Annotated in this window: 28 protein-coding genes; 2 read left to right on the forward strand and 26 right to left on the reverse strand. The window is 35.5% G+C overall.

What is annotated here, in order from left to right:
* Positions 1 to 82 precede the first annotated feature (82 nt).
* From ESZ47_RS06180 to gmk, 5 genes are all read right to left on the reverse strand, one after another.
* Entirely contained in the window at positions 83 to 454 is a 372-nt protein-coding gene (locus ESZ47_RS06180) for a hypothetical protein (RefSeq protein ID WP_148605752.1), read from the reverse strand.
* 6 nt (positions 455 to 460) lie between these two features.
* Complete coding sequence (locus tag ESZ47_RS06185) at positions 461 to 844, reverse strand: CvfD/Ygs/GSP13 family RNA-binding post-transcriptional regulator (RefSeq protein WP_148605754.1); 384 nt, start codon at positions 842 to 844, stop codon at positions 461 to 463.
* 73 nt (positions 845 to 917) lie between these two features.
* Entirely contained in the window at positions 918 to 1,508 is a 591-nt protein-coding gene (locus ESZ47_RS06190) for a peptidylprolyl isomerase (protein WP_148605756.1), read from the reverse strand.
* Between the two features lie 38 nt (positions 1,509 to 1,546).
* Positions 1,547 to 1,759, reverse strand: a complete 213-nt coding sequence (gene rpoZ / locus ESZ47_RS06195; protein WP_148605765.1) for a DNA-directed RNA polymerase subunit omega — start codon at positions 1,757 to 1,759, stop codon at positions 1,547 to 1,549.
* Between the two features lie 13 nt (positions 1,760 to 1,772).
* On the reverse strand, positions 1,773 to 2,366 hold the full coding sequence (gmk, locus tag ESZ47_RS06200) for a guanylate kinase (RefSeq protein ID WP_148605766.1): 594 nt from the start codon (positions 2,364 to 2,366) through the stop codon (positions 1,773 to 1,775).
* Positions 2,367 to 2,624: 258 nt separating this feature from the next.
* On the opposite strand from gmk, the gene ESZ47_RS06205 reads away from it, so the two are divergent.
* Positions 2,625 to 2,957, forward strand: a complete 333-nt coding sequence (locus ESZ47_RS06205; RefSeq protein WP_148605768.1) for a hypothetical protein — start codon at positions 2,625 to 2,627, stop codon at positions 2,955 to 2,957.
* A 33-nt stretch (positions 2,958 to 2,990) separates the two neighbouring features.
* Here ESZ47_RS06205 and ESZ47_RS06210 read toward each other — a convergent pair whose 3' ends face one another.
* The 6 genes from ESZ47_RS06210 to ESZ47_RS06235 all read right to left on the reverse strand — a co-directional run bounded on the left by ESZ47_RS06210 (position 2,991) and on the right by ESZ47_RS06235 (position 8,465).
* A complete protein-coding gene (locus ESZ47_RS06210) occupies positions 2,991 to 4,067 on the reverse strand; it encodes a metaphase chromosome protein 1 (protein WP_148605770.1) in 1,077 nt (358 codons plus the stop codon).
* Between the two features lie 54 nt (positions 4,068 to 4,121).
* Complete coding sequence (locus ESZ47_RS06215) at positions 4,122 to 4,472, reverse strand: hypothetical protein (RefSeq protein WP_148605772.1); 351 nt, start codon at positions 4,470 to 4,472, stop codon at positions 4,122 to 4,124.
* 145 nt (positions 4,473 to 4,617) lie between these two features.
* On the reverse strand, positions 4,618 to 7,020 hold the full coding sequence (locus ESZ47_RS06220) for an endonuclease MutS2 (protein ID WP_148605774.1): 2,403 nt from the start codon (positions 7,018 to 7,020) through the stop codon (positions 4,618 to 4,620).
* 76 nt (positions 7,021 to 7,096) lie between these two features.
* Positions 7,097 to 7,618 carry a CvpA family protein gene (locus tag ESZ47_RS06225; RefSeq protein WP_148605776.1) on the reverse strand — a complete coding sequence of 174 codons (522 nt, stop codon included), beginning with the start codon at positions 7,616 to 7,618 and terminating at the stop codon, positions 7,097 to 7,099.
* The gene (locus tag ESZ47_RS06230) at positions 7,615 to 8,007 is read right to left on the reverse strand and encodes a cell division protein ZapA (protein WP_148605779.1); all 393 of its coding nucleotides are present in this window, start codon (positions 8,005 to 8,007) and stop codon (positions 7,615 to 7,617) included. Before ESZ47_RS06230 ends, ESZ47_RS06225 begins: the two co-directional genes overlap by 4 nt.
* A gap of 80 nt (positions 8,008 to 8,087) precedes the next feature.
* Positions 8,088 to 8,465 carry a hypothetical protein gene (locus ESZ47_RS06235; RefSeq protein ID WP_148605780.1) on the reverse strand — a complete coding sequence of 126 codons (378 nt, stop codon included), beginning with the start codon at positions 8,463 to 8,465 and terminating at the stop codon, positions 8,088 to 8,090.
* 163 nt (positions 8,466 to 8,628) lie between these two features.
* On the opposite strand from ESZ47_RS06235, the gene rnhC reads away from it, so the two are divergent.
* Positions 8,629 to 9,537: a ribonuclease HIII gene (gene rnhC, locus ESZ47_RS06240; RefSeq protein ID WP_148605782.1), complete on the forward strand. Its 909-nt coding sequence runs from the start codon at positions 8,629 to 8,631 to the stop codon at positions 9,535 to 9,537.
* A gap of 16 nt (positions 9,538 to 9,553) precedes the next feature.
* On the opposite strand, the gene ESZ47_RS06245 is transcribed toward rnhC, so the two are convergent.
* The 15 genes from ESZ47_RS06245 to rsfS form a co-directional block, all read right to left on the reverse strand.
* On the reverse strand, positions 9,554 to 10,084 hold the full coding sequence (locus ESZ47_RS06245) for a hypothetical protein (RefSeq protein ID WP_148605784.1): 531 nt from the start codon (positions 10,082 to 10,084) through the stop codon (positions 9,554 to 9,556).
* Positions 10,084 to 10,479, reverse strand: coding sequence for a DUF948 domain-containing protein (locus ESZ47_RS06250; RefSeq protein ID WP_148605785.1), 396 nt, complete (start codon positions 10,477 to 10,479; stop codon positions 10,084 to 10,086). Before ESZ47_RS06250 ends, ESZ47_RS06245 begins: the two co-directional genes overlap by 1 nt.
* Before the next feature lie 137 nt (positions 10,480 to 10,616).
* Complete coding sequence (gene rny / locus ESZ47_RS06255) at positions 10,617 to 12,173, reverse strand: ribonuclease Y (RefSeq protein WP_148605787.1); 1,557 nt, start codon at positions 12,171 to 12,173, stop codon at positions 10,617 to 10,619.
* A 136-nt stretch (positions 12,174 to 12,309) separates the two neighbouring features.
* Positions 12,310 to 12,774, reverse strand: coding sequence for an SsrA-binding protein SmpB (smpB, locus tag ESZ47_RS06260; protein ID WP_148605789.1), 465 nt, complete (start codon positions 12,772 to 12,774; stop codon positions 12,310 to 12,312).
* Between the two features lie 14 nt (positions 12,775 to 12,788).
* A complete protein-coding gene (gene rnr / locus ESZ47_RS06265) occupies positions 12,789 to 15,113 on the reverse strand; it encodes a ribonuclease R (RefSeq protein ID WP_148605791.1) in 2,325 nt (774 codons plus the stop codon).
* A gap of 100 nt (positions 15,114 to 15,213) precedes the next feature.
* Positions 15,214 to 15,450 (reverse strand): preprotein translocase subunit SecG, encoded by a 237-nt coding sequence (gene secG / locus ESZ47_RS06270; RefSeq protein WP_280114209.1) that lies wholly within the window; start codon positions 15,448 to 15,450, stop codon positions 15,214 to 15,216.
* 76 nt (positions 15,451 to 15,526) lie between these two features.
* Positions 15,527 to 16,300 (reverse strand): TrmH family RNA methyltransferase, encoded by a 774-nt coding sequence (locus tag ESZ47_RS06275; protein ID WP_148605793.1) that lies wholly within the window; start codon positions 16,298 to 16,300, stop codon positions 15,527 to 15,529.
* 58 nt (positions 16,301 to 16,358) lie between these two features.
* Positions 16,359 to 17,285: a membrane protein insertase YidC gene (yidC, locus tag ESZ47_RS06280; RefSeq protein ID WP_148605795.1), complete on the reverse strand. Its 927-nt coding sequence runs from the start codon at positions 17,283 to 17,285 to the stop codon at positions 16,359 to 16,361.
* Positions 17,286 to 17,356: 71 nt separating this feature from the next.
* The gene (locus ESZ47_RS06285) at positions 17,357 to 17,629 is read right to left on the reverse strand and encodes an acylphosphatase (protein WP_148605797.1); all 273 of its coding nucleotides are present in this window, start codon (positions 17,627 to 17,629) and stop codon (positions 17,357 to 17,359) included.
* Complete coding sequence (locus tag ESZ47_RS06290; protein WP_148605799.1) at positions 17,616 to 18,716, reverse strand: sensor histidine kinase; 1,101 nt, start codon at positions 18,714 to 18,716, stop codon at positions 17,616 to 17,618. The genes ESZ47_RS06285 and ESZ47_RS06290 overlap by 14 nt, the downstream gene beginning before the upstream one ends.
* A gap of 14 nt (positions 18,717 to 18,730) precedes the next feature.
* Entirely contained in the window at positions 18,731 to 19,420 is a 690-nt protein-coding gene (locus tag ESZ47_RS06295) for a response regulator transcription factor (protein ID WP_148605800.1), read from the reverse strand.
* Between the two features lie 96 nt (positions 19,421 to 19,516).
* Positions 19,517 to 20,062, reverse strand: coding sequence for a DUF177 domain-containing protein (locus tag ESZ47_RS06300; protein ID WP_148605802.1), 546 nt, complete (start codon positions 20,060 to 20,062; stop codon positions 19,517 to 19,519).
* A gap of 2 nt (positions 20,063 to 20,064) precedes the next feature.
* Entirely contained in the window at positions 20,065 to 21,237 is a 1,173-nt protein-coding gene (locus tag ESZ47_RS06305) for a nucleotidyltransferase (RefSeq protein WP_148605804.1), read from the reverse strand.
* Entirely contained in the window at positions 21,237 to 21,989 is a 753-nt protein-coding gene (locus ESZ47_RS06310) for a class I SAM-dependent DNA methyltransferase (protein WP_148605806.1), read from the reverse strand. Before ESZ47_RS06310 ends, ESZ47_RS06305 begins: the two co-directional genes overlap by 1 nt.
* Positions 21,990 to 22,075: 86 nt before the next feature.
* Complete coding sequence (rsfS, locus tag ESZ47_RS06315) at positions 22,076 to 22,450, reverse strand: ribosome silencing factor (RefSeq protein ID WP_148605808.1); 375 nt, start codon at positions 22,448 to 22,450, stop codon at positions 22,076 to 22,078.
* Positions 22,451 to 22,452: the final 2 nt, after the last annotated feature.

Raw genomic sequence — 22,452 nt, forward strand, 5'->3', positions numbered from 1 at the left:
ATCTTTTCTCTCGCGCTCGCTGTCTCGTGTGAAACAACTCTGCTAACTATACTCGCTTTTTCAAAAAAGTCAACATTTTCTCTTAATTTTCTTCAAAGCTTACAAATAGTGTTGTTTGTAAAGTTTCTAAGAGCTCATGAATTTGATTAGCAGGCATAAATTTAAGATTATAGTTTAACTCTCTCTCAATTTTATCGGTATCTTTAACTTCAAATGAATAAATTGACAATAAATCTCCCTGAAAAGCCACACTGGTTAATTCTCCAAGACGCCAATCATTAAAATCGACTGCGCCAAGTTCCTTAAGTCCTCGCAGTGCCGCTCCCAAAGAGGTATCATTATTATGTTTATGCATTTTTGTTGTAAAAAATTGATAATGTCCTTCATTCTCTTCAACTAAAAAATAGGGTAAATTATCTTTCACCGCTATTGCGGTAACTGCTATTAATGACATAGCCACTCACTTTCCGATTCGTTCTAATGCTTCTTTAATCCAGTCTGCTTGTTTACGCTCTATCGATTCAAAACCAAAATCCAAATGATAATTCGTCCAAAAGCGTTTTTTTAAGTTATGATTTTTAGGCAACACATGCCGATTAAGCGCCATAATTTCATCCTGACGCAATGACAAACTTATTTTCCCAGTATATTGTTCAATATCCATGACAATCACATTAACTTCTTTTCCGACAATTAATTCGCCTTTTAGGTCGCGTACAATGCCAGACTTGCATTCAGAAATGTGAATTAATCCTTGCGTTTGATTATCTAGTGCAACAAACGCTCCATAAGGTTGAATACCAGTTATTCGACCTTTAATTTTTTGACCTACAGAATAGTTCATTTTTTTGCCTCTTTATAGTATTATATCATGCCCTATTAGTTCTATCAGCTAATCAATCTATAAAAAAAACAGGTTATTCACCTGTAATCTCTATAGTATTGATAATCACATCTTCTTTAGGTTTATCCATCACATCAACTTTGACTTTAGCAATATCATCAACAATATTCAATCCATCAATTACTTGTCCAAATACTGTGTGCTTGCCATCAAGCCAAGGCGTTCCACCCTTTTGTCGATAAAAATCAGCTATTTCTACCGGTAATCCGCGTAACGCTGATGCCATTTGTGATGGGAAACTCGATGCTTGAACAATGAAAAATTGAGAACCATTTGTATTGGGCCCAGCATTAGCCATTGATAAAGCGCCGTATGTGTTAAATAAACGATCACTAAATTCATCTTCAAAGCTACCACCCCAAATACTTTCACCACCCATGCCGGTTCCTTCGGGGTCTCCACCTTGAATCATAAAGTCACTAATTACGCGATGAAAAATACCATGATTATAGTAAGAACTTTTGGCATGTTCAATGAAATTTTCGACAGTTTTAGGTGCAATATCAGGGAATAATTTAATCTTGATATCCCCTTTATTTGTTTTAAATGTTGCGACAGGCCCTTCATAATTAGCGGCGTCTAGTTGCGGATATGTTGTTGTCATAGTTTTCTCCTAAAATTATAAAAAACGCCTATTGGCGTTTAGACTTCGTCTTCAAACTTAGGATCAATAATGACAGCGCCATTTTCTATTTCTTCCAAAGCTTGTCCAACAGACTTATTTGATTCAAATACTTCTTGTGTAGCAGGCATACCAGCGTCTAACTCACGTGCTCGTTTTGCTCCTAAAGCAATTAACTTATAACGCGAATCAACTTTTTCTAACAATTTATCAACAGATGGATATAGTAGCATGTTTTTCTCCTTATTATATCTTATCGAACACACGTGTTACGCGCAAACGTTCGGCCGTGATAATTGATTTGATTCTTTCAACTGCTTTAGCAACAACATCATTTTCAACAGCATAATCATAATTAATCATCATTTTTAGCTCATCTCGTGCAGCAGCAACTCGTTTTTCAATTACATCAGGCGCATCTGTGCCTCGGCCAACTAATCGATCACGTAAGTTCGCTAAATCAGGTAGTGTCAAAAAGATATATATACCTTCTGGCATCTTAGATTTGACTTGTAATGCACCTTGAACATCAATTTCCAGGAAAACATCGCGACCACTTGCTAAAGTCTTATCAATAAAACTCTTAGGTGTACCATAGTAATTGTTAACATACTTTGCATATTCTAGCATGTCACCGTTATTAATTTTTTCTTCAAACTGTTCACGCGTTACAAAGAAGTAATCTTCACCATCTACTTCTCCAGATCGCGGTTGTCGTGTAGTAGCAGAAATTGAATATTGAAAATCAATGCCTTCTTCTTCAAAAATTGCCTTACGCACAGTGCCTTTCCCAACACCTGAAGGTCCTGAAAGTACGATTAATAAACCACGCTGAGTCATAATATTCCTCTTTATAAACTAATAAGAACATTATAGCAATTTAAAGTAGCAATATCAATGATAACATATAAATTGATATTTTTGTGAATGTTTGTTCGTATGGACAATTCTAGGATTTATTCACAATAAATGTCTGTTTATAAACATTATCTAAGTCTAAAATATTCAAGGAACTTTTAAGAATTATCTTTTTGATTTGCTTATTTGAACATTTGTTCGTATAATTAAATTAATCAATTACAAGTGGAGAAGACTGGTATGCAAAATTATATTGTTCAACATCAATTTCAAGCACCACTACATCATATACTTCAAAAACTTAGTAAGTACTTTCGCAGTAAGCCATCTATTTTTTTACATCGACAGTTGAATGCTGATGAAATTATTGTACGCTTAGAATTAGCTCTAAACACAACACGTTCAATAACGATCCAGCTTAATGAATCATTGCTCAGTGAAAAAGTTACGCAACTATCAGGGCACCTTTATCAAAATAGTACTGGACAACTTTTCATTTCATCATCTGGAACACATCAATTAATGTCCATATCACCTGCCTCAATACGGCATATTATGTTTAATCAGACTTAAAATCATAATAAAAAAGGCACTTTGAAGTGTCCTTTAACTTAATTTTTCTACTGTATCTATGCTTAATTTCGACAATAGAAAATTAATTGCAACCACATCAATATAACGATCAATATCCACCGTTCCTGCCACCAGTTTCCCCAAACCTGTCAGGGATTTTTTCTTACTCAAAAAAGTTAGATAAGATTTAATTTCACCACCTATACCATCTAAATCTAACCATCGAGGCGTCCAATAATCTATCAAATATTTTTCAGCAAACACATTTAACATATCAGGTTGCCATAAATCATGTGTTGCATTAAATTCTTGCGCCATGCCTTCATGGAACGCATACAGTAAATCAGTCACGTTGTCGCTAACAACATCTTTCACAGAATCATCTTGAAATTGTTTTAAAGATTTCTTAGCAAAATCAAGTTCTGCTTGTATATCCAAAGCCGTTAACTCAGGTTGTAATTTGTGTACATTATCAGTATTCTTTAAACTTTTCATTTTTGGTGACAAGCCTCGGAATGTTTCATTAATCACTTCAAGATTAAAATCATCATCATCTTCATTTTCTGATAAAAATTTGAACTGTAATTCATCAATTGCATTTGATGTTTTCATCATTTCTGCAACATCGCGGCCTTGCCATTTAAAGAAATTGATAGCAATAACAGTACGAACAATCATACGCCAAAAATTGATATCAAATTTGGGTGCATTTGCAATAAATCTTTTATTAACTGTACTTTCTTTGACTATAAATTGTTGCATATCATATAATACTGGTACCAATAGCACAAAATAACGCCAATCTTTATCATCACTGTTAACTAATGCTGCTTGCATAACTTCATTTAAATTAACTGTTGCACGTTCATTACTGGTAAACTGCGTAAAATGTTGTTGCACAATTGTCGCGATCACATCATCCAAGAAAAATGATGCCACTTCAAAAGTTTCTGGCGCATATTTATTATGGTACATAAGATAATAGCGTGCCCTCAAAAAACCAGCAAAATCATTGTAATTAAACGCTGGTAATGTACTTTTTGAAGTGAATTTTTGCTTAGATTTTTGATGACGCATCTTTTTTATTTGTGCGGATTTACCTTGTTTCATATTAATTAGAGTATTCAGTGCTGTTATTAAATAAACACCAAATACCACCTCCTTTTAAAGACTTAAATCTAAATTATATTTCCCATTCCCAAATTCACGTAACTTGAACTGGAATACTTGCTCTCGACGTTCTAAATTAACTGTCGCAACTGTTGCCTGTTGCCTTCCTTCTAACTCAGCAATTTCTATAGCACTATTAACCGTTGACATCACTGGTGCAAATTCTTTTGGATCTGCAGATACATAAAACATCTCTGCATTACCGTAAGTTGCCGACCGACGCACCAAACTTACCGAAACTCTATACCGATTTGCATCAAAAATAATATGGTTAAAATTAAATCCGTGTGCATAATGAAATAATGATGATAAAAATTCTTGAGAATTAAATTTTTCTTTTGCCATGTGTTTTCCTTAAAGTAGTTTCAATTTAAGTATACTATAAAAAAGCTAGTGATCCGTATAATAATATAGAATAACACTTCTAAAATATATTAAAGAAGAAAGTTCTCTCAATTGAAAACTTTCTTCTTTAAATTAGATATACAGCCTATTTTAACTCTACTATGGTAGCACCGTCACCACCAGCGTTTGCACTTGCAAAATGATAAGATTTCACACGACGATCAGATCTTAAAAATTCAGTCACTCCTTGACGTAGTGCGCCAGTTCCCTTCCCATGAATGATTTCAACTGGGCTGATATTAGCCAATACTGTTGTATCCAAATAACGATCTAATTCTGTAAGCGCTGCTTCATAACGCACACCACGCAAATCTAGTGTTGATTTGACCGAAGCACGTGCTGAACCACTAGTTGTAGTCTTGCGAATAATTTTTTGTTGTTTCTTTTTAGCTTTACCTTTTTGTGCTTTGACAGTAGCTTCAGTCTTGACAATATCATCTTCATCAACAAGCATTTTCAAAATACCCATCTCAACTTCCCATTGTCCGTTTTTATGCTTCTTAACCAAAGTCCCTTGCTGCCCATAAGATTGCACGGTAATTTCATCCCCAGGAGCAAGTTCTTTAATCTTTTTTGCTTTCTGTAGTACCTTATTTTTTTCTAAACTAATATTTTGACGCAACTGATCAAGTTGCCCCTTTTGAGCTTGTAGCTCTTGTTCTGTCAACCGCCCTTTTTGCCCAATATTTAAGCGTTCTTTTCTGATCTCACTGATTAATTGTTCTGCTTGCTTCTTAGTGGATGCCACAATATGATTGGCTTCATTTTTAGCTTCCAAAATTAACTTTGCACGGTCTTTATCTAACTGATATCGTTCTTCCGTTAATTTCTCCGATTGCTTTTCAGTAGATTCTAATTGCAATTTCAATGCTTCATTATTTTTTTTGACTTCGTCACGTTTTTTAACCAAGTCTGCAATCATGTTATTTAAATCTTGATCGGACTTATCTGTTAATGATCGTGCTGAACCAATAACATCTTCTCCAAACCCTAGTCTTTTAGCAATTGCTAAGGCATTAGACTGACCTGGAACACCCATCAAAAATTGATAAGTTGGTTGTAATGTCTCAACATCAAAAACCATTGAAGCATTTTCCGTTTCCGGACGATTATAACCATATAATTTTAATTCAGGGTAATGAGTAGTAGCAATTGTATATGCTCCAAGGCTCGCAACTTTATCCAAAATTGCAATCGCCAAGGCTGCCCCTTCTGTTGGATCTGTTCCAGCGCCCAATTCATCGAAAATTACTAATGACTTATTATCTATTTTATCCAACATGGAAACAATATTGGCCATATGTGAACTAAAGGTTGATAAATTTTGTTCAATTGATTGTTCATCACCAATATCGGCAAATATTTCATTAAAAATACCAACTGTTGAAGGACGTTTTGTTGTGATAAACAATCCTGACTGTGCCATTAATTGTAATAGACCCAAAGTTTTGATTGTGATTGTTTTTCCACCAGTATTGGGTCCAGTAATGATGATTGTTTTATAGTTTTCACCAAGCAAAATATCGTTAGCAATGGCAATATTTTTATCAAGCAAGGGATGCCAAGCTTGTTGTAAATTAACATGATTTTCTATACTAACCATTGGTTGCATAGCATCTAGTTTTGCGGCTAATCGTGCTTTAGCATTAATAAAATCAAAATGTCCTAATATTTGCACATTTTGCTGAATAGCCAATGTATGTGGTTGAAGTGCTGTGGATAATTCTTGTAACACGCGCTGTTCTTCCACAGTTTCTTTAACACGTAATTCACTCAACTTATTGTTTAGTTCAACCACAGCCTGTGGCTCAATATAAAGCGTTAAACCTGTTTGACTTTGGTCATGAACTACCCCACCAAATTGATTGCGATATTCAGCTTTCACAGGTAAAACATAACGATCTCCTCTTATCGTAACAATGGGATCACTCAAATATTGTGCTGATTTTCCCTTTGTGAAATCTTGCATTTTATTCTTAATAGCATTTTCATGACCAACTATTTTGCCTCGAATTGACTTTAAATCATACGAGGCTTCATTATTAATTCGACCAGTTGAATCAATTGCAATTTGAATCATTTTTGTGACATCAGTCAATGTTTCTAGCTGTTCAGCCTGGTCTACCAAAACGTTCAAAGATTCACCAATTGCTTCATCTTTCATCTGTACAAAAAAATTTGAAATTGCATTTGTATTACGTAAAACTATGCCAATTTCGGAAAGCTCAGTAGCACTTAAACTTGCCTGAATATCTAGTCGTTTTAAGTGACTAGTAATGTCCGTAAGTTTAGCGAGTGGAATGCCACCCTTTAGACGATCAATCATTACCGCATCAGCTGTTTCTTGTAGCCAATAATTAATTGTTACTACATCTGTAATAGGTTGCAATTCATTGGCTTCTTGTCGACCAGCAGGCGTGGATAAAAAATTAAAAAGCTGTGCTTTTATTTTTTCATATTCTAATGTTTGTAATACTTTTTGATTCATTTTATCTTCCAAAATATTTAGCTATCGTCCTACTATCTAGATAATAGTTGACACCAGATATGTTCTTTCTAAGTATTTATAACCACCAATTGTATATTTGACTAGCAAAAAATGGCATGTTATCTAATATTTCGTTTAATAGGGGTGTTTTTAAAAATTGATCTTGCACCCAGTCATTAGGCATTACTGAAAGTAATTGTAAGGCAAAAAAAGCGATGACAGCACCAACTATACCGTATAATAGTCCACCCAAAACTGAGTCTAACCAACCCAACAATGGAATATGCCGCACTACACTGAAAGATTTCAATATCCAATGGCTAACAATACCACCCAATATTAATATCAAAGTAAAAACAATACCTGAAGCCAGAAATTGTGATCCTTCTCCAACAACGGTTTGTGGCACAGTAGTACGCACAAACTGACCAGAAACAATATTCGTTAGCAATTGCCCAACTGGTTTTGAAAATTTAATGGCAATATACCAAACGATTACACACAATATAAAGCGCAATACCGCATTTACTAACCCCATGTGATATCCTTTTACAATCGTGAATAAAATTAAAATTACTGTCAATCCTAATAAAATCATTTGTTAGTTTCCTTAAATATTTTGTTTGAAGACCGTGTCCGGCTTTCCTGCCTAGCAGTAGCAATAATACTTGATACAGCGCTTTTTTTAGGCTTTAATCTTTCTTTCTGCGACTGTAGCATTTTAATTTCAGCCTGCATTTGAGCTATTTTTTCATTTAATTCATCAATTTCTGCCTGTTTATATAATTGGTCAGATATTGAATTAAACGTTAATAGTATTGCCTGATCAAACTTTGATAATTTTGGTGCAATCACCGCAATTTGTTTAAACTGCTTATTCAATAATTCTTCTGTTGATTTAAAATGAGGAAGACTAGCTTCCCCAGATATAATATATGTTTTTCCAGCAATCACTGCCTTATATTGTTTTTTTTGTTGTTTTATCATGATTTAATTATACAATAATTACCAGAAGTGCGCGGAAAATATACTGATTTTATTAATCATCAAACATTTACTACAACATTTTATCTGATGTCACCGTTCAAAACATAAACCTTGTCACTAAATTTGATACTACGAATTAGTTTAACAGTAATTGTATCATCCACTTTAAATATTCTATCTGTATGATTATTATCAATTAAAATATCTACTTCATTTTCATCCTCTTGAGGTAGTTTTAATAGTATCAAATCTCCCTTTATCATTTTTTCGTTTACTTTAAACTGAAGTATTTTACCTACTACATCAGTATTGTTCAGAATTTTGTAGAATTTTTTTTCCTCATTTTTATTCAATACACTATAATCTGCTCTTACAGTAAAATAACACATCAACGTTGTTATGATACCCAGAATTATTATTACTATGATAGTTGTTAACAAGGATTTAGTATTAACCATGTTTTGATTCCCCTCTTTAATTCAATGTCAGCAGATCATAAATTCTATCTTTTAATCATCTAATATTAACATATCTCAATATTTTTGAGCATATTTTCACACTTAAGCATTGCTAATATATCAATCATGTTAAATGTTAATATAAAAATGCTATACTATTCATATGCAAAAAGTCATTCAGGTCAATCCAGATCAACTAAAAAAAATGTCCACTTATTATAGTAAGCTTCCAAAAAAATCATTACCAAGAGGCGCAATGTTTGCTGTTAAAACCGATACTGTGTCCATAACAGGATACTATTCTGGCAAAGTGATGTTTCAAGGAAAAAATTTCATGGTCGAATGTTCGAAGTGGCAAATAGAAACGATAACACAACAAAAAACATATACAAAATCTGAAAGACTACCAGTTGAATTTGCTAGTTGGTCTGTTTTGGGTTCTGATGAAGTGGGCGCAGGCTCTTATTTTGGTCCGTTAACAACTGCTGCTGTCTTTATATCAAAAGAAAACTTACATTGGGTGCGTGAGTTGGGTATTGCTGATTCTAAAACATTAACCGACGAAAAAATGAAACAGATTGCACCGAAAATTATCGAACATCTTCCTCACCATGTTGTGAATTTAATGCCTGAAAAATATAATGAATTGCAGCCCATTCACAATGTCAACCAGATGAAAGCTATTTCGCATAACTTCGCATTAAGCAAAGTACTCAATAAAATTGATCCCGTTATACCTCAAGGTATTTTAATCGATCAATTTGCACAACCAGCTACTTACTATAAATATTTAAAAGCTGCTAAACAAAAAGACATCATTGATAAAAATGTATACTTTACAACTAAAGGAGAACAATATCATTTGAGTGTCGCGGCAGCTTCTATTCTGGCTCGTGTTGTTGAGTTGAAATCTATTTCAAAATTAGAATCGGAAGCAGGCATGAGACTACCTATAGGGGCCGGTCGTGAGGTAGATAATGTCGCTGCTGAATTGTTACGACGCGGATTAAATCTAAATCACTATGCCAAAGTCCATTTTGCAAATACTAAAAAAGCTGAACGTTTGTTATAACGTTCAGCTTTTTTATTTAGTCTTTAGTTTTTGTTACATCGTCACTATTACTTTTTTCTGATGAAGATACTGTATCGTTTTTCTTGATGTTTTCATCGTCTGCTAAATCTGCTAAAGCATCTTCCAAATCCACATCATCTTGAGTTAGTTCGATATCTTCACTAACTAGTTTATCACGCAAGTCTGTAATAGCATCTTGTGTTTTTTCAATATAGGGCGTAACAAAACCTTTTGCTTTATCCACATAAGGTGTTGCTTGATCAGTAAAATCTTTAATTTTTTCCGCTGCTATATCAATATGTTCTCCATATTTTTCTTGACTATTTGCCTTTAATTCAGCAGTCTTTTCTTTGGCTTTTTCAGTGACATCAGCTGCTATATCAGCCGCTTCATAGGCCACATCATAAGCTTTGTCGCGTATCAAAGAACCTGTTTGTTGTGCTTTTTCTGATAATTCTTCTTGCCTCTTTTTAGGAAGCGCTTTATAAGCAGCATATGCAGCTACCGTTACTAATATTCCTGCAACTATTCCTTTTACTTTTGACATCACTTACCCTCCGTTTTTTTCTTATTTCTAAATCTTTTCATTGCTGCTTTGGTTGCGTTTTTAGTTACTGCTGCAGCAACACCAGTGGCTCCTGCTTTAGCTCCAGAGAATCTATGGCTAACATTTTGTGCTGAATTGTTCAATTTTGAAATAGTCACAGACAAGTCAGACACTGCTTGTACCGTTGTATCCAAAGTTTTCACTTTACCATTTATATCATTCAAGAGTAAATTCGCATTACCTAAAATTTCATTACTCGAACGAGCTATTGTATCAACATCCATTGTGATCACAGTCAGCGACCGTGTCAAACGCAACAAAAATATACCGATGAAGATTACCAAAAGTAAAAATGCCACAGCAAATATAATTAATGCTAGTTGTCCTGGTTCCATAAGATCCTCCGCAAATATTATAGTAATGATTATATTTTGTTAATTTTTTATGAAAAATTTAAAATATTCTCACCTGCCTTTATTATAACAAAAAAAGCCGTCTTTCGAACGACTTTTTATACAGTGCGATTAACTAATTAATGAGCATAATCCACTGCACGTGTTTCACGGATAACCGTAACCTTAATATGACCAGGATACTCAAGCTTTTCCTCAACATCTGACTTAATATCATGTGCTAGGACTTTTGCTTGTAAATCTGTAACTTTTGTCGGTTCAACAATAACACGTACTTCTCTACCCGCTTGAATAGCATATGCTGTGTGAACTTCTTGGTAGTCATTAGCAATCGTTTCAAGTTCTTTCAATCGCTGCACATAATTTTCTAGCGACTCACTTCGAGCACCAGGGCGAGCAGCGCTGATTGCATCTGCTGATGCCACCAACTCAGCAATCGGCGAGATTGCTGGAACATCCCCATGATGAGATGCAATTGCATTGACTACAATTGGCTTCTCATTAAACTTTTCAGCTAATCTAACGCCTAGTTCCACGTGGGAACCTTCGACTTCAGCATCAACTGCTTTTCCAATATCGTGTATTAATCCAGCGCGTTTCGCAAGCGCGACATCCATTTTCAACTCTGCTGCCATCATTCCCGCAAGTTTTGCGACCTCGATTGAATGTTGCAACACATTTTGTCCATATGAAGTTCTGTAATTCATACGTCCTATCATTTTAATTAAGTCAGGATGCATACCTCTTAAACCTAATTCAAAGACAGCTTGTTCACCCTTTTCACGAATAGTTTCATCCATTTGGCGTCGTGATTTTTCTACCATTTCTTCAATACGTGATGGATTAATCCGTCCGTCTGCAACTAAGGCATCTAATGCCATTTTTGCAATTTCACGTCGAACGGGATCAAAGCCACTCAAAACAACTGATTCTGGTGTATCATCAATAATCAAATCAATACCAGTTAAAGATTCCAGTGTACGAATATTTCGGCCTTCACGACCAATAATTCGGCCTTTCATATCTTCACTTGGTAAATTAACAACAGAAACAGTTACATCAGCGACAGAATCCGCTGATGAACGTTGAATAGCTTGCACAATAATATTTCGTGCACGTTTTTCGGCTTCACTTGTTGCATCTTCTTCAGTTTCTTTAATCAAAGCTGCTCGTTGGCGAACCAAGTTTAACTTAGTTTCACTTAAAATTTGTTCTTTAGCATCATTAGGAGAAAGTTGAGCAATTTCTTCTAATTTCTCTTGTTGCGTAGACAACAACTTTTGCGCCAACATTTCTTTTTTGTCAGCTTCATCAAGGCGAGTTTGAACTTGATTTTCTTTTTGAATTAACGATGCATCACGTTGATTCAAGGCCGCATCTTTTTTATCGAGGTTATTGATGCGATCTTCTAGCCTTTGTTCTTGTTGCTGCAGGTGCTTTTGACGGTCATTATACGAATCATTAACTTGATTACGATAAGTTTGTGCCAAATCTTTAGCATCTACTTCTGCTGCACGTTTCAAACTTTTAGCTTCATTATTTGCATGTTCAAGAATGTTTGTTGCCATTTGTTCGGCAGAAATAACTTTATGCGTATCTTGTGTCTTACGCATATAGTATCCAACACCAAAACCAATCACAATTGCGAAAAACGCTGAAATGATTGTAACTATCATGTTAATATATCCTTTCAGCTTGTGAATATTAGATTTCACATATATTAAGTATATATGTTAATTCATGGCGGGTCAATAGAACATTCTAGCTCTCAAATCTCTATTTTACTAAAAATAAAAAAAAGCGATTTAACGCTTAATTTTTAAATCTACGACTTAATTCTCGTTCTTGATCACGTTTTTTGATATCTTCACGCTTATCATATTTTTTCTTTCCACGACCAATCCCAATTAGAACTTTTGCAAATCCGTGTTTCAAATATACCTTCAATGGTACAATTGTAACACCTTGTTCTTGTGCTGATTTTTCCAGCGTACGTATCTCACGCTTATGCAATAATAGTTGTCTTGTACGTAATGGATCAACATTGAATTGATTTCCTTGAGCATAAGCAGCTATATGGACATTCGTCAATAATGCGTTACCGTCGTGTATAGTAACAAATCCATCTCCGATAGTTATTTGTCCAGCTCGAATTGATTTAATTTCTGTACCTGTTAATGATATTCCTGCCTCAAAAGTCTCAGATATTGCATAATTAAAACGCGCCTTACGATTTTGTGCCAAATAATTCTCGTTTTGTTTCTTATTTTTTACCATGACAAACCCACCTCTTAAAAGTTACGTTTGCTGTCTTTTTTATGTCCTTGCTTACTATCTAAAGGTCCACGCTTAGGGCGCGCACCTTCAGATTTACCTCGACGTTCATTTTTGCGTCTTTCCTCACGATTACGGCCACGACCAAATTTACCATGAGACTTCGAAGCCACACGAATATCAGTTGTAGGCGCTTCCTCAGGGTTAACTAACACAAAGTCAACCACTCGTTCTTCCTTGTTTACACGCAATACCTTGACACGTACTTTTTGTCCAATTTGGAAAATACGATGCTTAGAGCGGCCAATAAGTGCCGCATGAGATTCATCATATTCATAATGATCATCTGTTAAATTAGAGATGTGGACTAATCCTTCAACAGTGTTTTCTAAGCTGATAAATAAGCCAAACTTCAATGCTGAGTTCACTACCCCATCAAACTCAAGATTAACTTTATCCACCATATACTCGGCCTTTTTCAAAGCGTCCACATCACGTTCTGTGTCAATTGCTCGACGTTCTCTTGTACTTGTATCCTCACCAATTTTGCCTAGATGACTAGCATATTTTTCTTGTGCTTGTACACCATAACCATGTTTTTCATACCATTTAATTAAACGATGCACTGTCAAATCTGGATACCTTCTGATAGGTGACGTAAAGTGCGTATAATATTCCGCACCTAAACCAAAGTGGCCAACAGGATCTGGCGAATACTTAGCTTGCTTCATTGCCCGTAACATCATTGTTGAAATCATTTGCTCCGCAGGATCGCCAGCAACATCTGCCATCAATTTCTGCAGCATAATCGGTGTTACCTTACTTGGATCACCAACCACAGGATGCCCTAAAGCTTTTGCAAATTCAAAAAATGATTTTGCGCGATCAGCATCGGGTGTTTCGTGAATACGGTACAAAAATGGGACTTTCAACTTGTCAAAATGTTCAGCAACGGTTTCATTTGCTGCTAACATAAATGATTCGATCATTCTTTCAGCTGTACCACGTTCGCGTAGCTGGATATCGGTCGCTTTACCTGATTCATCCACAATAATTTGGGCTTCTGGTGCGTCAAATTCAATTGCACCACGCCTTTTTCGCATATTGTACAAAATTTCGTGTAGTTCACCCATGACTTTAAACATTGGTACTAACTCAGCATATTCATCTTGGACAAAAATATCGCCTTCCAAAATTTTATTCACTGCGTCATACGTCATTCGTGCATGGGATTTGATAACCGAAGTATGTAATCTATGCTTTACCACTTTACCTTGTGGATTAATTTCCATTTCTGCTGACATAGCCAATCGAACAACATTAGGGTTTAGTGATGCTATTCCATTAGAAATATTTCTTGGGAGCATAGGAATTACACGGTCAGTTAAATATACTGACGTACCTCGATTATAAGCTTCAGTATCAATACTTGATCCCTCAGTTACATAGTGTGAAACATCAGCAATGTGTACACCTAAATGATAATTACCATTATCTAATTTCCAAGCAACGACTGCATCATCAATATCTTTAGTGTCAGCACCATCGATAGTTACTAAAGTTTGTTCAGTAATGTCTTCTCGACCATTCCAATCTGATTTTGCAACTTCAGTAGGGATCTCGAACGCTTCATCTAAAACTTCTTGTGGAAAATCGTGTGGGACCTTTTTACTGTAAACGATTTGTAAGATATCCATCCCAGGTTCATCTTTATAGCCAAGTGTCTCAGTTACTTCAGCTACTAATTCTCGCGGATGAATTTTATCAGGGAATCGTATTACTTCAGCAACAACAACTTGTCCATCATTTGGTGTTAGACCGTTGCCACTAACTAAGACTTTAAAATTCATCGTTTTTTTATCACTTAAACGTAATTCACCAATCATATCTCGAGCTTCAGTACCCAGTGAAAAAGTTCCTACAACTCGTTCATAAGCATGCTCAATAATTTCTTCTACCTTACCTTCTGCACCACGGTCTGGTGAAGGGGAGGGCTTTAACGTTGAAACACGAACAGTATCTCCTTGCATAGCCTGCAAAGTATTTTCAGGATTTATGAAAAAATCAGGTAATTCATCATCATATTTGACAAAACCAAATCCTTTATCGTTTGAACGATATTCACCAATGGTGTATCCTGCATTCTTGTTGTACTGATAGCCATTTTGTATATCAATGATATCACCATCACGTACACTCGAACTTAATGCGTTAACAACTTGTTGGTATCCTGTACCATCATTCATTCGCAAACCATCTGCCAAGTTCTGTGCAGTAAATATTTGCTCACGGTTTGATTTCAAGAAACCAGTAAGTTGTGACTTTAGTTGTTCTAATTCCATATGTTTTCCTTATTTATTTTCAAAAATTAACTACTGAGGAGGCCAGCATAAATTAAGATAAAAAAGAATCAGTTTACGAAAAAAGCGTAAACTGATTCTTTTAATGTGCTGAAATGTACATTAGTGCGAATCCAATCACAAACCATAATACACCCAACACGGCTGTTGTACGACGCATAACAGCTTCAAATCCACGCGACTTACGCTCCGCGAATAAATCTCCTGCGCCACCTGATAATGCTGATAATGCATCTTGTTGTTTACTTGGTTGCATCATAACTGTCATAATAAGCAAAAAGCCTACAACAATTAGAGCAATAGTAAGTAGTTTTTCCACAGTTATATCCTCTATTAAATCGTTAACACTTATTATAGCAAAGTTCACGTTAAATCGCCAATTTTGGACAAATAATTTAGTTTCCCAAAGTCAAACTAAACATTAAAATACCACCAGCAATAGCAACATTTAAACTTTCAGCCTGACCTTGAATAGGAATATACAAGTTAGCCGTAGTTTTTGCTGCTAATTCATTAGACATTCCTTGCCCCTCGTTACCAACAATCAGACCAAACTGCGTGCTTGGTTCAACATCACGATAAGATTTTGCTTCCTCGTTTAACTGTGACCCATAAACAGGTAAATTATTTGCCGTTAAGGCATCAACCCACTCATCTAAATCACCATTTAGCACTTCTAGATGAAATTGTGATCCTTGCATAGCCCGCACAACTTTAGGTGCAAAAGCATCTGCCGTACCAGATCCTAAAACAACACCTTTAAATCCCGCTGCATCTGCAGTTCTAACTAGTGTACCAACATTACCAGGATCTTGAATTTTATCAAGCAATAACCATGCACCATCATGAACATAACTTGGGTCAAAAGTTTTTTCGGGTAGACTAATTTCTGCAAAAATTCCTTGTGGTGTTGTTGTTCCAGCAATATGCTTTGCAACCTCTTCACTAATTTCAAATGCAGGTACACCGTGTGGAACGTTAGGTAGGTAATCAGCCATTTGCTTTTCTGTAACCATAATTGCGTGGAACTTGGCACCAGCTTTAATAGCCTCTTCAACTAAATGTAGACCATCCAGTAAATAGGTATGATTTTCTTGACGCCCTTTTTTTGTTGACAGTTTAGCCCATGCTTTGACACGTGCATTTTGGTTTGAAATAATTCTTTCCATAATTGTTTCTTTCCGTTCTTTTTCAGAACTAACAAAAGTACGCCAAAAAATGACGTACTTACTTTAATCGTTGTTGTTTTCCAGCATTACGATTCTTTTTGTCGTAATTATTTGTAACTGTTGAATTTTTTGAATCAGTCTTTTGTGTAGCAGAACTCATATTAGGTAATGGTTGGTCATCAGCCATCAAATCGTCAGCAGTTTTTTTGATCTCAAATTGAGAGTCAACTCGCTTTTCTAACCCTGGTCTTTGGAAGTGTTGAATTAATGATTGAATTAAAGCAAAAATACCACCAATGACAAAATACAATCCAATTGCTCCACTAGCAATCATCGCAAAAACAAAAATCATTACAGGACTAACAAACATCATTGCCGCAGATGTTTTACGTTGCTCCTCAGGCATATGCTGCATCATTAACCACGCTTGAATTAAATAAATAATACCGGCAATAATCGCAAAAACTAACTGAGGTTTACCAAGATCAAAACCTAAAAATGAAGCACCCTGAAGAGCTGGTGCATGTAAAATAGCAGAGTATAACCCTGAAAAGACAGGTAATTGCATAGCCATCGTCAAAAATGAAATGCCACCAATCACACTAACATCATTTTCTCTATACAAAGACATCATTGCCATGCTAGCTTTTTGCTGTTCTTGCGTTGTTGCTGCTTTGCGAGATAAAGTTTGTAGTTTATCAATCTCAGGCTTCAACTTCTGCATTTTAATTTGATTAATTGTAGTATTAACCTGTTGGTTTAAGAAAAAAGGTAACAAAATCAATCTAAAAATTGCTGTGATAATAATAATTGCCCAGCCAATACCATTAACACCGCCAATGAAATTAGCAATATTAGTCATGATGTCAGCCAATGGATGTCCTATCCAACGGTACATTCTACTATGCTGGTTATAACCACCTGTAATCAGAATAATATCAAAAATAACAAACGCAAACGTCAGAACGCGTTTTAATTGTTTCATAATCAGGGTCTCTCCTTGAAAATCATGTTAAAAAAGTTGCGCACAATTACAAGGTATTATTATACCAAGAATTACCTACGAATAGCAAAGTTACTTGCTACAAATTCAGAAATTGGTGTTGTTGTAATTTTATCTACACGACTATAAAAACCAGATCCTTGTTTCAGTATGGTTAAAAAAATAGATAAATCACTTTCTTCACCCTGTGCTTGTATTTTAACTGATCCGTCTGGTTGGTTACTTACCCAGCCAACAATATCGTGCTGTTGTGCAGTACTTTGTGTAAACCATCTAAAACCAACACCTTGAACCATACCGTAGACACTAATTTCAATTGACTTCATTTTTTCCCTCAATGTATAAAGGTAAGTAGACTGTAAAAATTGAACCAGAACCTTCTGCACTTTCTAGCGCAATTTCACCACCATAAGCCTCTACAAGACGTTGTGCAATACTCAAGCCAAGACCTGTTCCACCTTTTGCACGAGATCTTGCTTTATCAACGCGATAAAATCGATCAAAAACATGTTTCGCGTCTTCCGGTTTTAATCCTTCACCAAAATCTTGAACGCCGATTTCAACACGATTCGCCGTTTTTGATAGAGCAAAATGAATTTCATAGCGTTCTAGCGAATATTTCACAGCATTATCAGCTAAGATAATCAAAATCTGTTCCATGTGGTCTTGACGAATTTTAACTTTAGCCTCAGCTGCCAAATCATCATCTAGTGTAAAAACAAAATCTGGATGAATCATTTTAAAGTTATCATAAACGCGGTGCATTGTACCACCAACGTCGGTAACTTCTTTCACATTATCGATCGGAATTTGCTCTGCCCGTGTCAAGTTAAGCATCTCATTAATTAAGGTTTCCATGCGTTGCACTTCCAACAGGGATGACTTAATTGAATCTTCTAAAACTTCAGGGTCATCTTTACCCCAACGATTTAATAATGCCATATGACCCCTAACAATCGTCACAGGTGTACGTAATTCATGAGAAACATCCGACACAAAGCGTTGCTGTGCACTAATTAATGCTTGTAGCCGATCAATTGTACGATTTAAAATACGTGTTAAGTCAGAAAATTCATCATTTGCACCCACCTCACTAGCTCGAACTTCGGTCATGGGGTCGTCTTCAAAAGCCTCAATAGTTGTTTCTATTAACTTCACTGGCCTTAAAATAACTTTCATCAATATCAATGCAAACACAAAAATAACGAGACCGCCAAAAGCAATGATAATCCATAACCAAAAAACAACAGCACTAGGTAGTGCACCATAATAATGCTTAACTACACCAACTAATATCAATGCAAGTGCTACAAATATAACAAAAAAGCCAGACGCCATTCCTAATGCTAACTGCCAGCGCAGTGAGAAACGGCGTACAGCTTTTTCAGTTGTTTCTTTACCAGTTTTATTCATATGCATGCTCAAAATCAGCTACGCATAACATAGCCAGTACCACGTACCGTTTGAATGTATGAAGCTTTGCTCTCAGGATCATCAATTTTATTACGCAAATAGCGAATATAAACATCAACAACGTTTGTTTCTACCTCAGAATCAAATCCCCAAACTTCTTTTAGTAATTGTTCACGTGATTGAACAACATTGATATTCTCAACCAAAGTAAGTAGTAGATCATACTCACGTTTTGTCAAGTTAATAATTTGATCATCACGACGTGCAATACGGTTTTCTTTTTCAATACGAAGATCTTTGAAGTTGATAATTGAACGATGCTTATCATTTGTTTCAGTCTCAATTGCAATTCGACGCAAAAGTGAACGAACGCGAGCTAATAATTCTTCAATTGCAAATGGCTTTACTAAGTAATCATCAGCACCGTAATCTAATCCTGAAACACGATCAATAACGGAGTCACGAGCTGTCATCATGATAATTGGCGTTTTCTTCACTTCGCGTAAACGCCGTGCTACTTCTAAACCATTTAGCTCTGGTAACATCAAATCGAGCAAAATAACATCATAATCATTTTCCAAGGCTAAATCTAATCCTGAACGACCATCATGTACAGTTTCAGCTTCATATCCTTCATGTTTTAGTTCAAGACCAACAAACTTTGCCAAGTTTTCTTCATCTTCAACAATCAATACTTTACTCATTTTTTGTCCTCAACATTTTAAATCGGCAGAAGCCGAGTATATTTGTTTTACTTCCCTTTATTTTAGAGCATTTGTTTAACTCTTGCAAGTGTTTTCTCATTCTTTGAAAAAATCATCTAATTTTGCTAAACGTGTGTCAATTTCAGCTTCATTTTCTATCATTTTCTCATTTTCATATGTTTCTTGACTGATAACATGCCAATCCTTGCCAGAAGGCAAAATATCTTCTGTTATCTCTTCGGGTGTTAAAATTTGCAATGGTAAGCTAGCGACAATATTGTCCAATATTGCTTCATCAACATTCAAAGTATCATTTTCAAGTACAAAAACTGCTTCTGTCTCTTCAAAATCTTTTAGTCGTTGTTCGTCATCAATATATAATTCATCAAAGGTCAAATCAACAGGCACAACAACTGGATCAAGCGAACGTGATGACGGTACCGTAATTTCTCCTGTGATATGAGCATGTAACGTGACATCATCATTATCTAAGTAACTAACACTCCCGTGAACTTGAAGAGTCGACAATGCTAGAACAGACTGTGGAAAACGATTTTTAGCTTCCGTCTCTAAGTCTAAGCTTTCATTAAATGTTAACGGCTTTTGGCGGTATTTTAATAACTGATTTTTTGCGTACTTCATAATTATTTCTCCCAGTATATTGGTGATCTTGCAATATCTTGTGCTTGAGTATGATTATTTGCTAGCAATTGCCAGATTTTTCCAGCCTTATAATCTAAGCGTAAATGAGTCTTACTTAAGCTTGAATCAACTTTACTAATCAATGGTAGGGTAACTTGTTTTTTGATCTCATTTAAATATTGTTGTCCTATTGATGTAAAGCCTAAAATACGTAAATATGGATTTTGCATAGCTGTTTGCATTTGATCCACCTTGATATTTAGTAGTGTGTACAATAACGTCCTTTGTATTCGAGTAAACGTATAACGTTTAGACTTGGTCGATTTAATAAATCCTTGATAGCTCTGCGGGCCGGATTCATTTAAAGCAGCGCTAACAAATCGATGCTCTAAGCCTTCAGCCATCTGATAAATTTGGCCTACTTGACCTACTGTATCAGTCATTAACCGATACTTCAATAATGACCAAAATTCACTTTCGAAATTAATGGTATTTGGTGCTGTTACCAAAGCTTTTTTAGTAGCCTCAGGTATAACCTTTTCGATTTTTTCGATTTTCCCCTTATGCAGAGCTAATCTTATAGAAGATGCCGAGGCAATTGCTTGACTTTCTGTAAAATCAGTATCATGGTAGTTTGCTTCAGCACGTTTAATCGGTATTAAACCGATATTCACCTGCTGTTTTACAACGGCATTAGCATATCCCAGAGCTAAAATATCATTGGGTTCTTCTAATTTAAAATTTGTCTCAACTTCCAATTGTTGTGCATACGCACTAGCAAAAGTTTGGGTACGATTTTTAAATTCCTGCCCTTCTGAGATACTTGGTGCTTTTTTGGCTAATGATAAAAAATCAACGTCCGGATGTTCACTACCAAATACGATATTTTCAACACCTAACGCTGATAGCAATTGTACTGCGCCATCTGCAAAAATATGGCTTGGTTGAACTGCAAAAAAAGTTGGTAATTCAATAATTAAATCAACCCCATTTTTTAAGGCCATTTGTGTCCTTTGCCATTTATCAAATAACGCTGGTTCCCCTCGTTGTACAAAATTACCTGACATAACAGCCACAACAACGTCAGCACCAGTCAACTTTTTAGCTTGTTGAATATGATAAATATGACCATTATGAAAAGGATTATACTCAGTTATTAATCCAACTGCTTTCATTATTTCACCGCCTTAAAAAACCATCGTTCGCTTGTTTCATCAATACTATCATGACCAAAATTAGCAGACACTTCAATATCATGGAATCCAGCTTGTTCTAGTACTTGTTGGTATGTTTTTAAATCATACGTTTGCTCGTGATGAATTTCTCGCATCACTTTAAAAGCATCAACGTGGCTGTCATAGACAAAAAATTTCAAGTCATGGTCAACACTATTCACTTCTTCCCCAGGATAACTAGTCCACATAAAAATATTTTCATCATCATCATCATTATTGTAGTGATAGTTATCATACAATACATTAACTTGATGAGGTGTGATTACGTCAAATAAAAACTTTCCACCATTCTCTAAATGTTCGTAAACTTGTGCTACAGCTGACTTGAAATCATTTAGATTTGGTAAATAGTTCAACGAGTCAGCAAAACTAACTATCAAAGGATACCTAACTGTCCAATCTGAAAAATCACGCATATCTGCTTGCAATAAATTCAAATCTACCTTCGACTGATTCGCATGCTTTTGTGCTAAAGCTAACATTTCTGGTGACAAATCTAACACATCAACGTTATAACCACGCTGTGCTAGTAAAACAGCTAGCCGACCAGCTCCCCCCCCCACGTCTAAAACCGATGTGGCTTGAGTTATATTAGTCACAAAATTAACCCATTCTTGATACAATTCTGAATCAAAGAGCTGGTCATATTTTTCTGCAAAAGTTGAGTAATTGTTATTTATTTCATTATTCATAATTTTAATTTTAACATGGTACAGGTTTGAACCGCCATATTCTGAGCTACATCAATCAAAAAAATCGAGGCAAAAGTCTCGATTTTCTAGTCTTCTTTTAGTATGTCTTCAAGACTAACATAAGGTGCGTCATTCCATAGGCGCTCTAAATTATAAAAATCACGGCTCTCCGTAGAGAAAATGTGTACAATCACATCACCTAGATCCATCAAAATCCACTCACCAGATTGAAAACCTTCTGTAAAGCGCACATTCCCACCTGCCGCCTCTATTTTATCCTTAACCTCAGTGGCAATAGCCTGAACTTGACGCGTCGAGCTTGCATCAGCAATGACAAAATAGTCTGCCATTAAACTAACTTTTCTCATATCAAGTGCAACGATGTTATTAGCTTTTTTATTATCAACTGCTTGTACGGCAATATTTAGTGTTTCTTCTACATTTAATGCTGTTGTTGTCATAT

It is taken from the genome of Leuconostoc litchii (assembly GCF_008107645.1).
Classification (GTDB): Bacteria; Bacillota; Bacilli; order Lactobacillales; family Lactobacillaceae; genus Leuconostoc; species Leuconostoc litchii.

What these genes read in the sequence shown, in the direction of transcription:
- ESZ47_RS06230 (WP_148605779.1), bottom strand. Translation starts at nt 8,007, where the DNA reads ATGATAAAACAACAAAAAAAACAATATAAGGCAGTGATTGCTGGAAAA.
- rnhC (WP_148605782.1), top strand. Translation starts at nt 8,629, where the DNA reads ATGCAAAAAGTCATTCAGGTCAATCCAGATCAACTAAAAAAAATGTCC.
- ESZ47_RS06215 (WP_148605772.1), bottom strand. Translation starts at nt 4,472, where the DNA reads ATGGCAAAAGAAAAATTTAATTCTCAAGAATTTTTATCATCATTATTT.
- rnr (WP_148605791.1), bottom strand. Translation starts at nt 15,113, where the DNA reads ATGGAATTAGAACAACTAAAGTCACAACTTACTGGTTTCTTGAAATCA.
- gmk (WP_148605766.1), bottom strand. Translation starts at nt 2,366, where the DNA reads ATGACTCAGCGTGGTTTATTAATCGTACTTTCAGGACCTTCAGGTGTT.
- ESZ47_RS06180 (WP_148605752.1), bottom strand. Translation starts at nt 454, where the DNA reads ATGTCATTAATAGCAGTTACCGCAATAGCGGTGAAAGATAATTTACCC.
- ESZ47_RS06245 (WP_148605784.1), bottom strand. Translation starts at nt 10,084, where the DNA reads ATGTCAAAAGTAAAAGGAATAGTTGCAGGAATATTAGTAACGGTAGCT.
- ESZ47_RS06290 (WP_148605799.1), bottom strand. Translation starts at nt 18,716, where the DNA reads ATGAATAAAACTGGTAAAGAAACAACTGAAAAAGCTGTACGCCGTTTC.
- ESZ47_RS06310 (WP_148605806.1), bottom strand. Translation starts at nt 21,989, where the DNA reads ATGAATAATGAAATAAATAACAATTACTCAACTTTTGCAGAAAAATAT.
- rpoZ (WP_148605765.1), bottom strand. Translation starts at nt 1,759, where the DNA reads ATGCTACTATATCCATCTGTTGATAAATTGTTAGAAAAAGTTGATTCG.
- ESZ47_RS06295 (WP_148605800.1), bottom strand. Translation starts at nt 19,420, where the DNA reads ATGAGTAAAGTATTGATTGTTGAAGATGAAGAAAACTTGGCAAAGTTT.
- rsfS (WP_148605808.1), bottom strand. Translation starts at nt 22,450, where the DNA reads ATGACAACAACAGCATTAAATGTAGAAGAAACACTAAATATTGCCGTA.
- ESZ47_RS06285 (WP_148605797.1), bottom strand. Translation starts at nt 17,629, where the DNA reads ATGAAGTCAATTGAAATTAGTGTCTACGGTATGGTTCAAGGTGTTGGT.
- yidC (WP_148605795.1), bottom strand. Translation starts at nt 17,285, where the DNA reads ATGAAACAATTAAAACGCGTTCTGACGTTTGCGTTTGTTATTTTTGAT.
- ESZ47_RS06220 (WP_148605774.1), bottom strand. Translation starts at nt 7,020, where the DNA reads ATGAATCAAAAAGTATTACAAACATTAGAATATGAAAAAATAAAAGCA.
- ESZ47_RS06210 (WP_148605770.1), bottom strand. Translation starts at nt 4,067, where the DNA reads ATGAAACAAGGTAAATCCGCACAAATAAAAAAGATGCGTCATCAAAAA.
- ESZ47_RS06225 (WP_148605776.1), bottom strand. Translation starts at nt 7,618, where the DNA reads ATGATTTTATTAGGATTGACAGTAATTTTAATTTTATTCACGATTGTA.
- rny (WP_148605787.1), bottom strand. Translation starts at nt 12,173, where the DNA reads ATGATAGTTACAATCATTTCAGCGTTTTTCGCAATTGTGATTGGTTTT.
- ESZ47_RS06190 (WP_148605756.1), bottom strand. Translation starts at nt 1,508, where the DNA reads ATGACAACAACATATCCGCAACTAGACGCCGCTAATTATGAAGGGCCT.
- ESZ47_RS06235 (WP_148605780.1), bottom strand. Translation starts at nt 8,465, where the DNA reads ATGGTTAATACTAAATCCTTGTTAACAACTATCATAGTAATAATAATT.
- ESZ47_RS06185 (WP_148605754.1), bottom strand. Translation starts at nt 844, where the DNA reads ATGAACTATTCTGTAGGTCAAAAAATTAAAGGTCGAATAACTGGTATT.
- ESZ47_RS06275 (WP_148605793.1), bottom strand. Translation starts at nt 16,300, where the DNA reads ATGGAAAGAATTATTTCAAACCAAAATGCACGTGTCAAAGCATGGGCT.
- smpB (WP_148605789.1), bottom strand. Translation starts at nt 12,774, where the DNA reads ATGGTAAAAAATAAGAAACAAAACGAGAATTATTTGGCACAAAATCGT.
- ESZ47_RS06300 (WP_148605802.1), bottom strand. Translation starts at nt 20,062, where the DNA reads ATGAAGTACGCAAAAAATCAGTTATTAAAATACCGCCAAAAGCCGTTA.
- ESZ47_RS06250 (WP_148605785.1), bottom strand. Translation starts at nt 10,479, where the DNA reads ATGGAACCAGGACAACTAGCATTAATTATATTTGCTGTGGCATTTTTA.
- ESZ47_RS06305 (WP_148605804.1), bottom strand. Translation starts at nt 21,237, where the DNA reads ATGAAAGCAGTTGGATTAATAACTGAGTATAATCCTTTTCATAATGGT.
- ESZ47_RS06205 (WP_148605768.1), top strand. Translation starts at nt 2,625, where the DNA reads ATGCAAAATTATATTGTTCAACATCAATTTCAAGCACCACTACATCAT.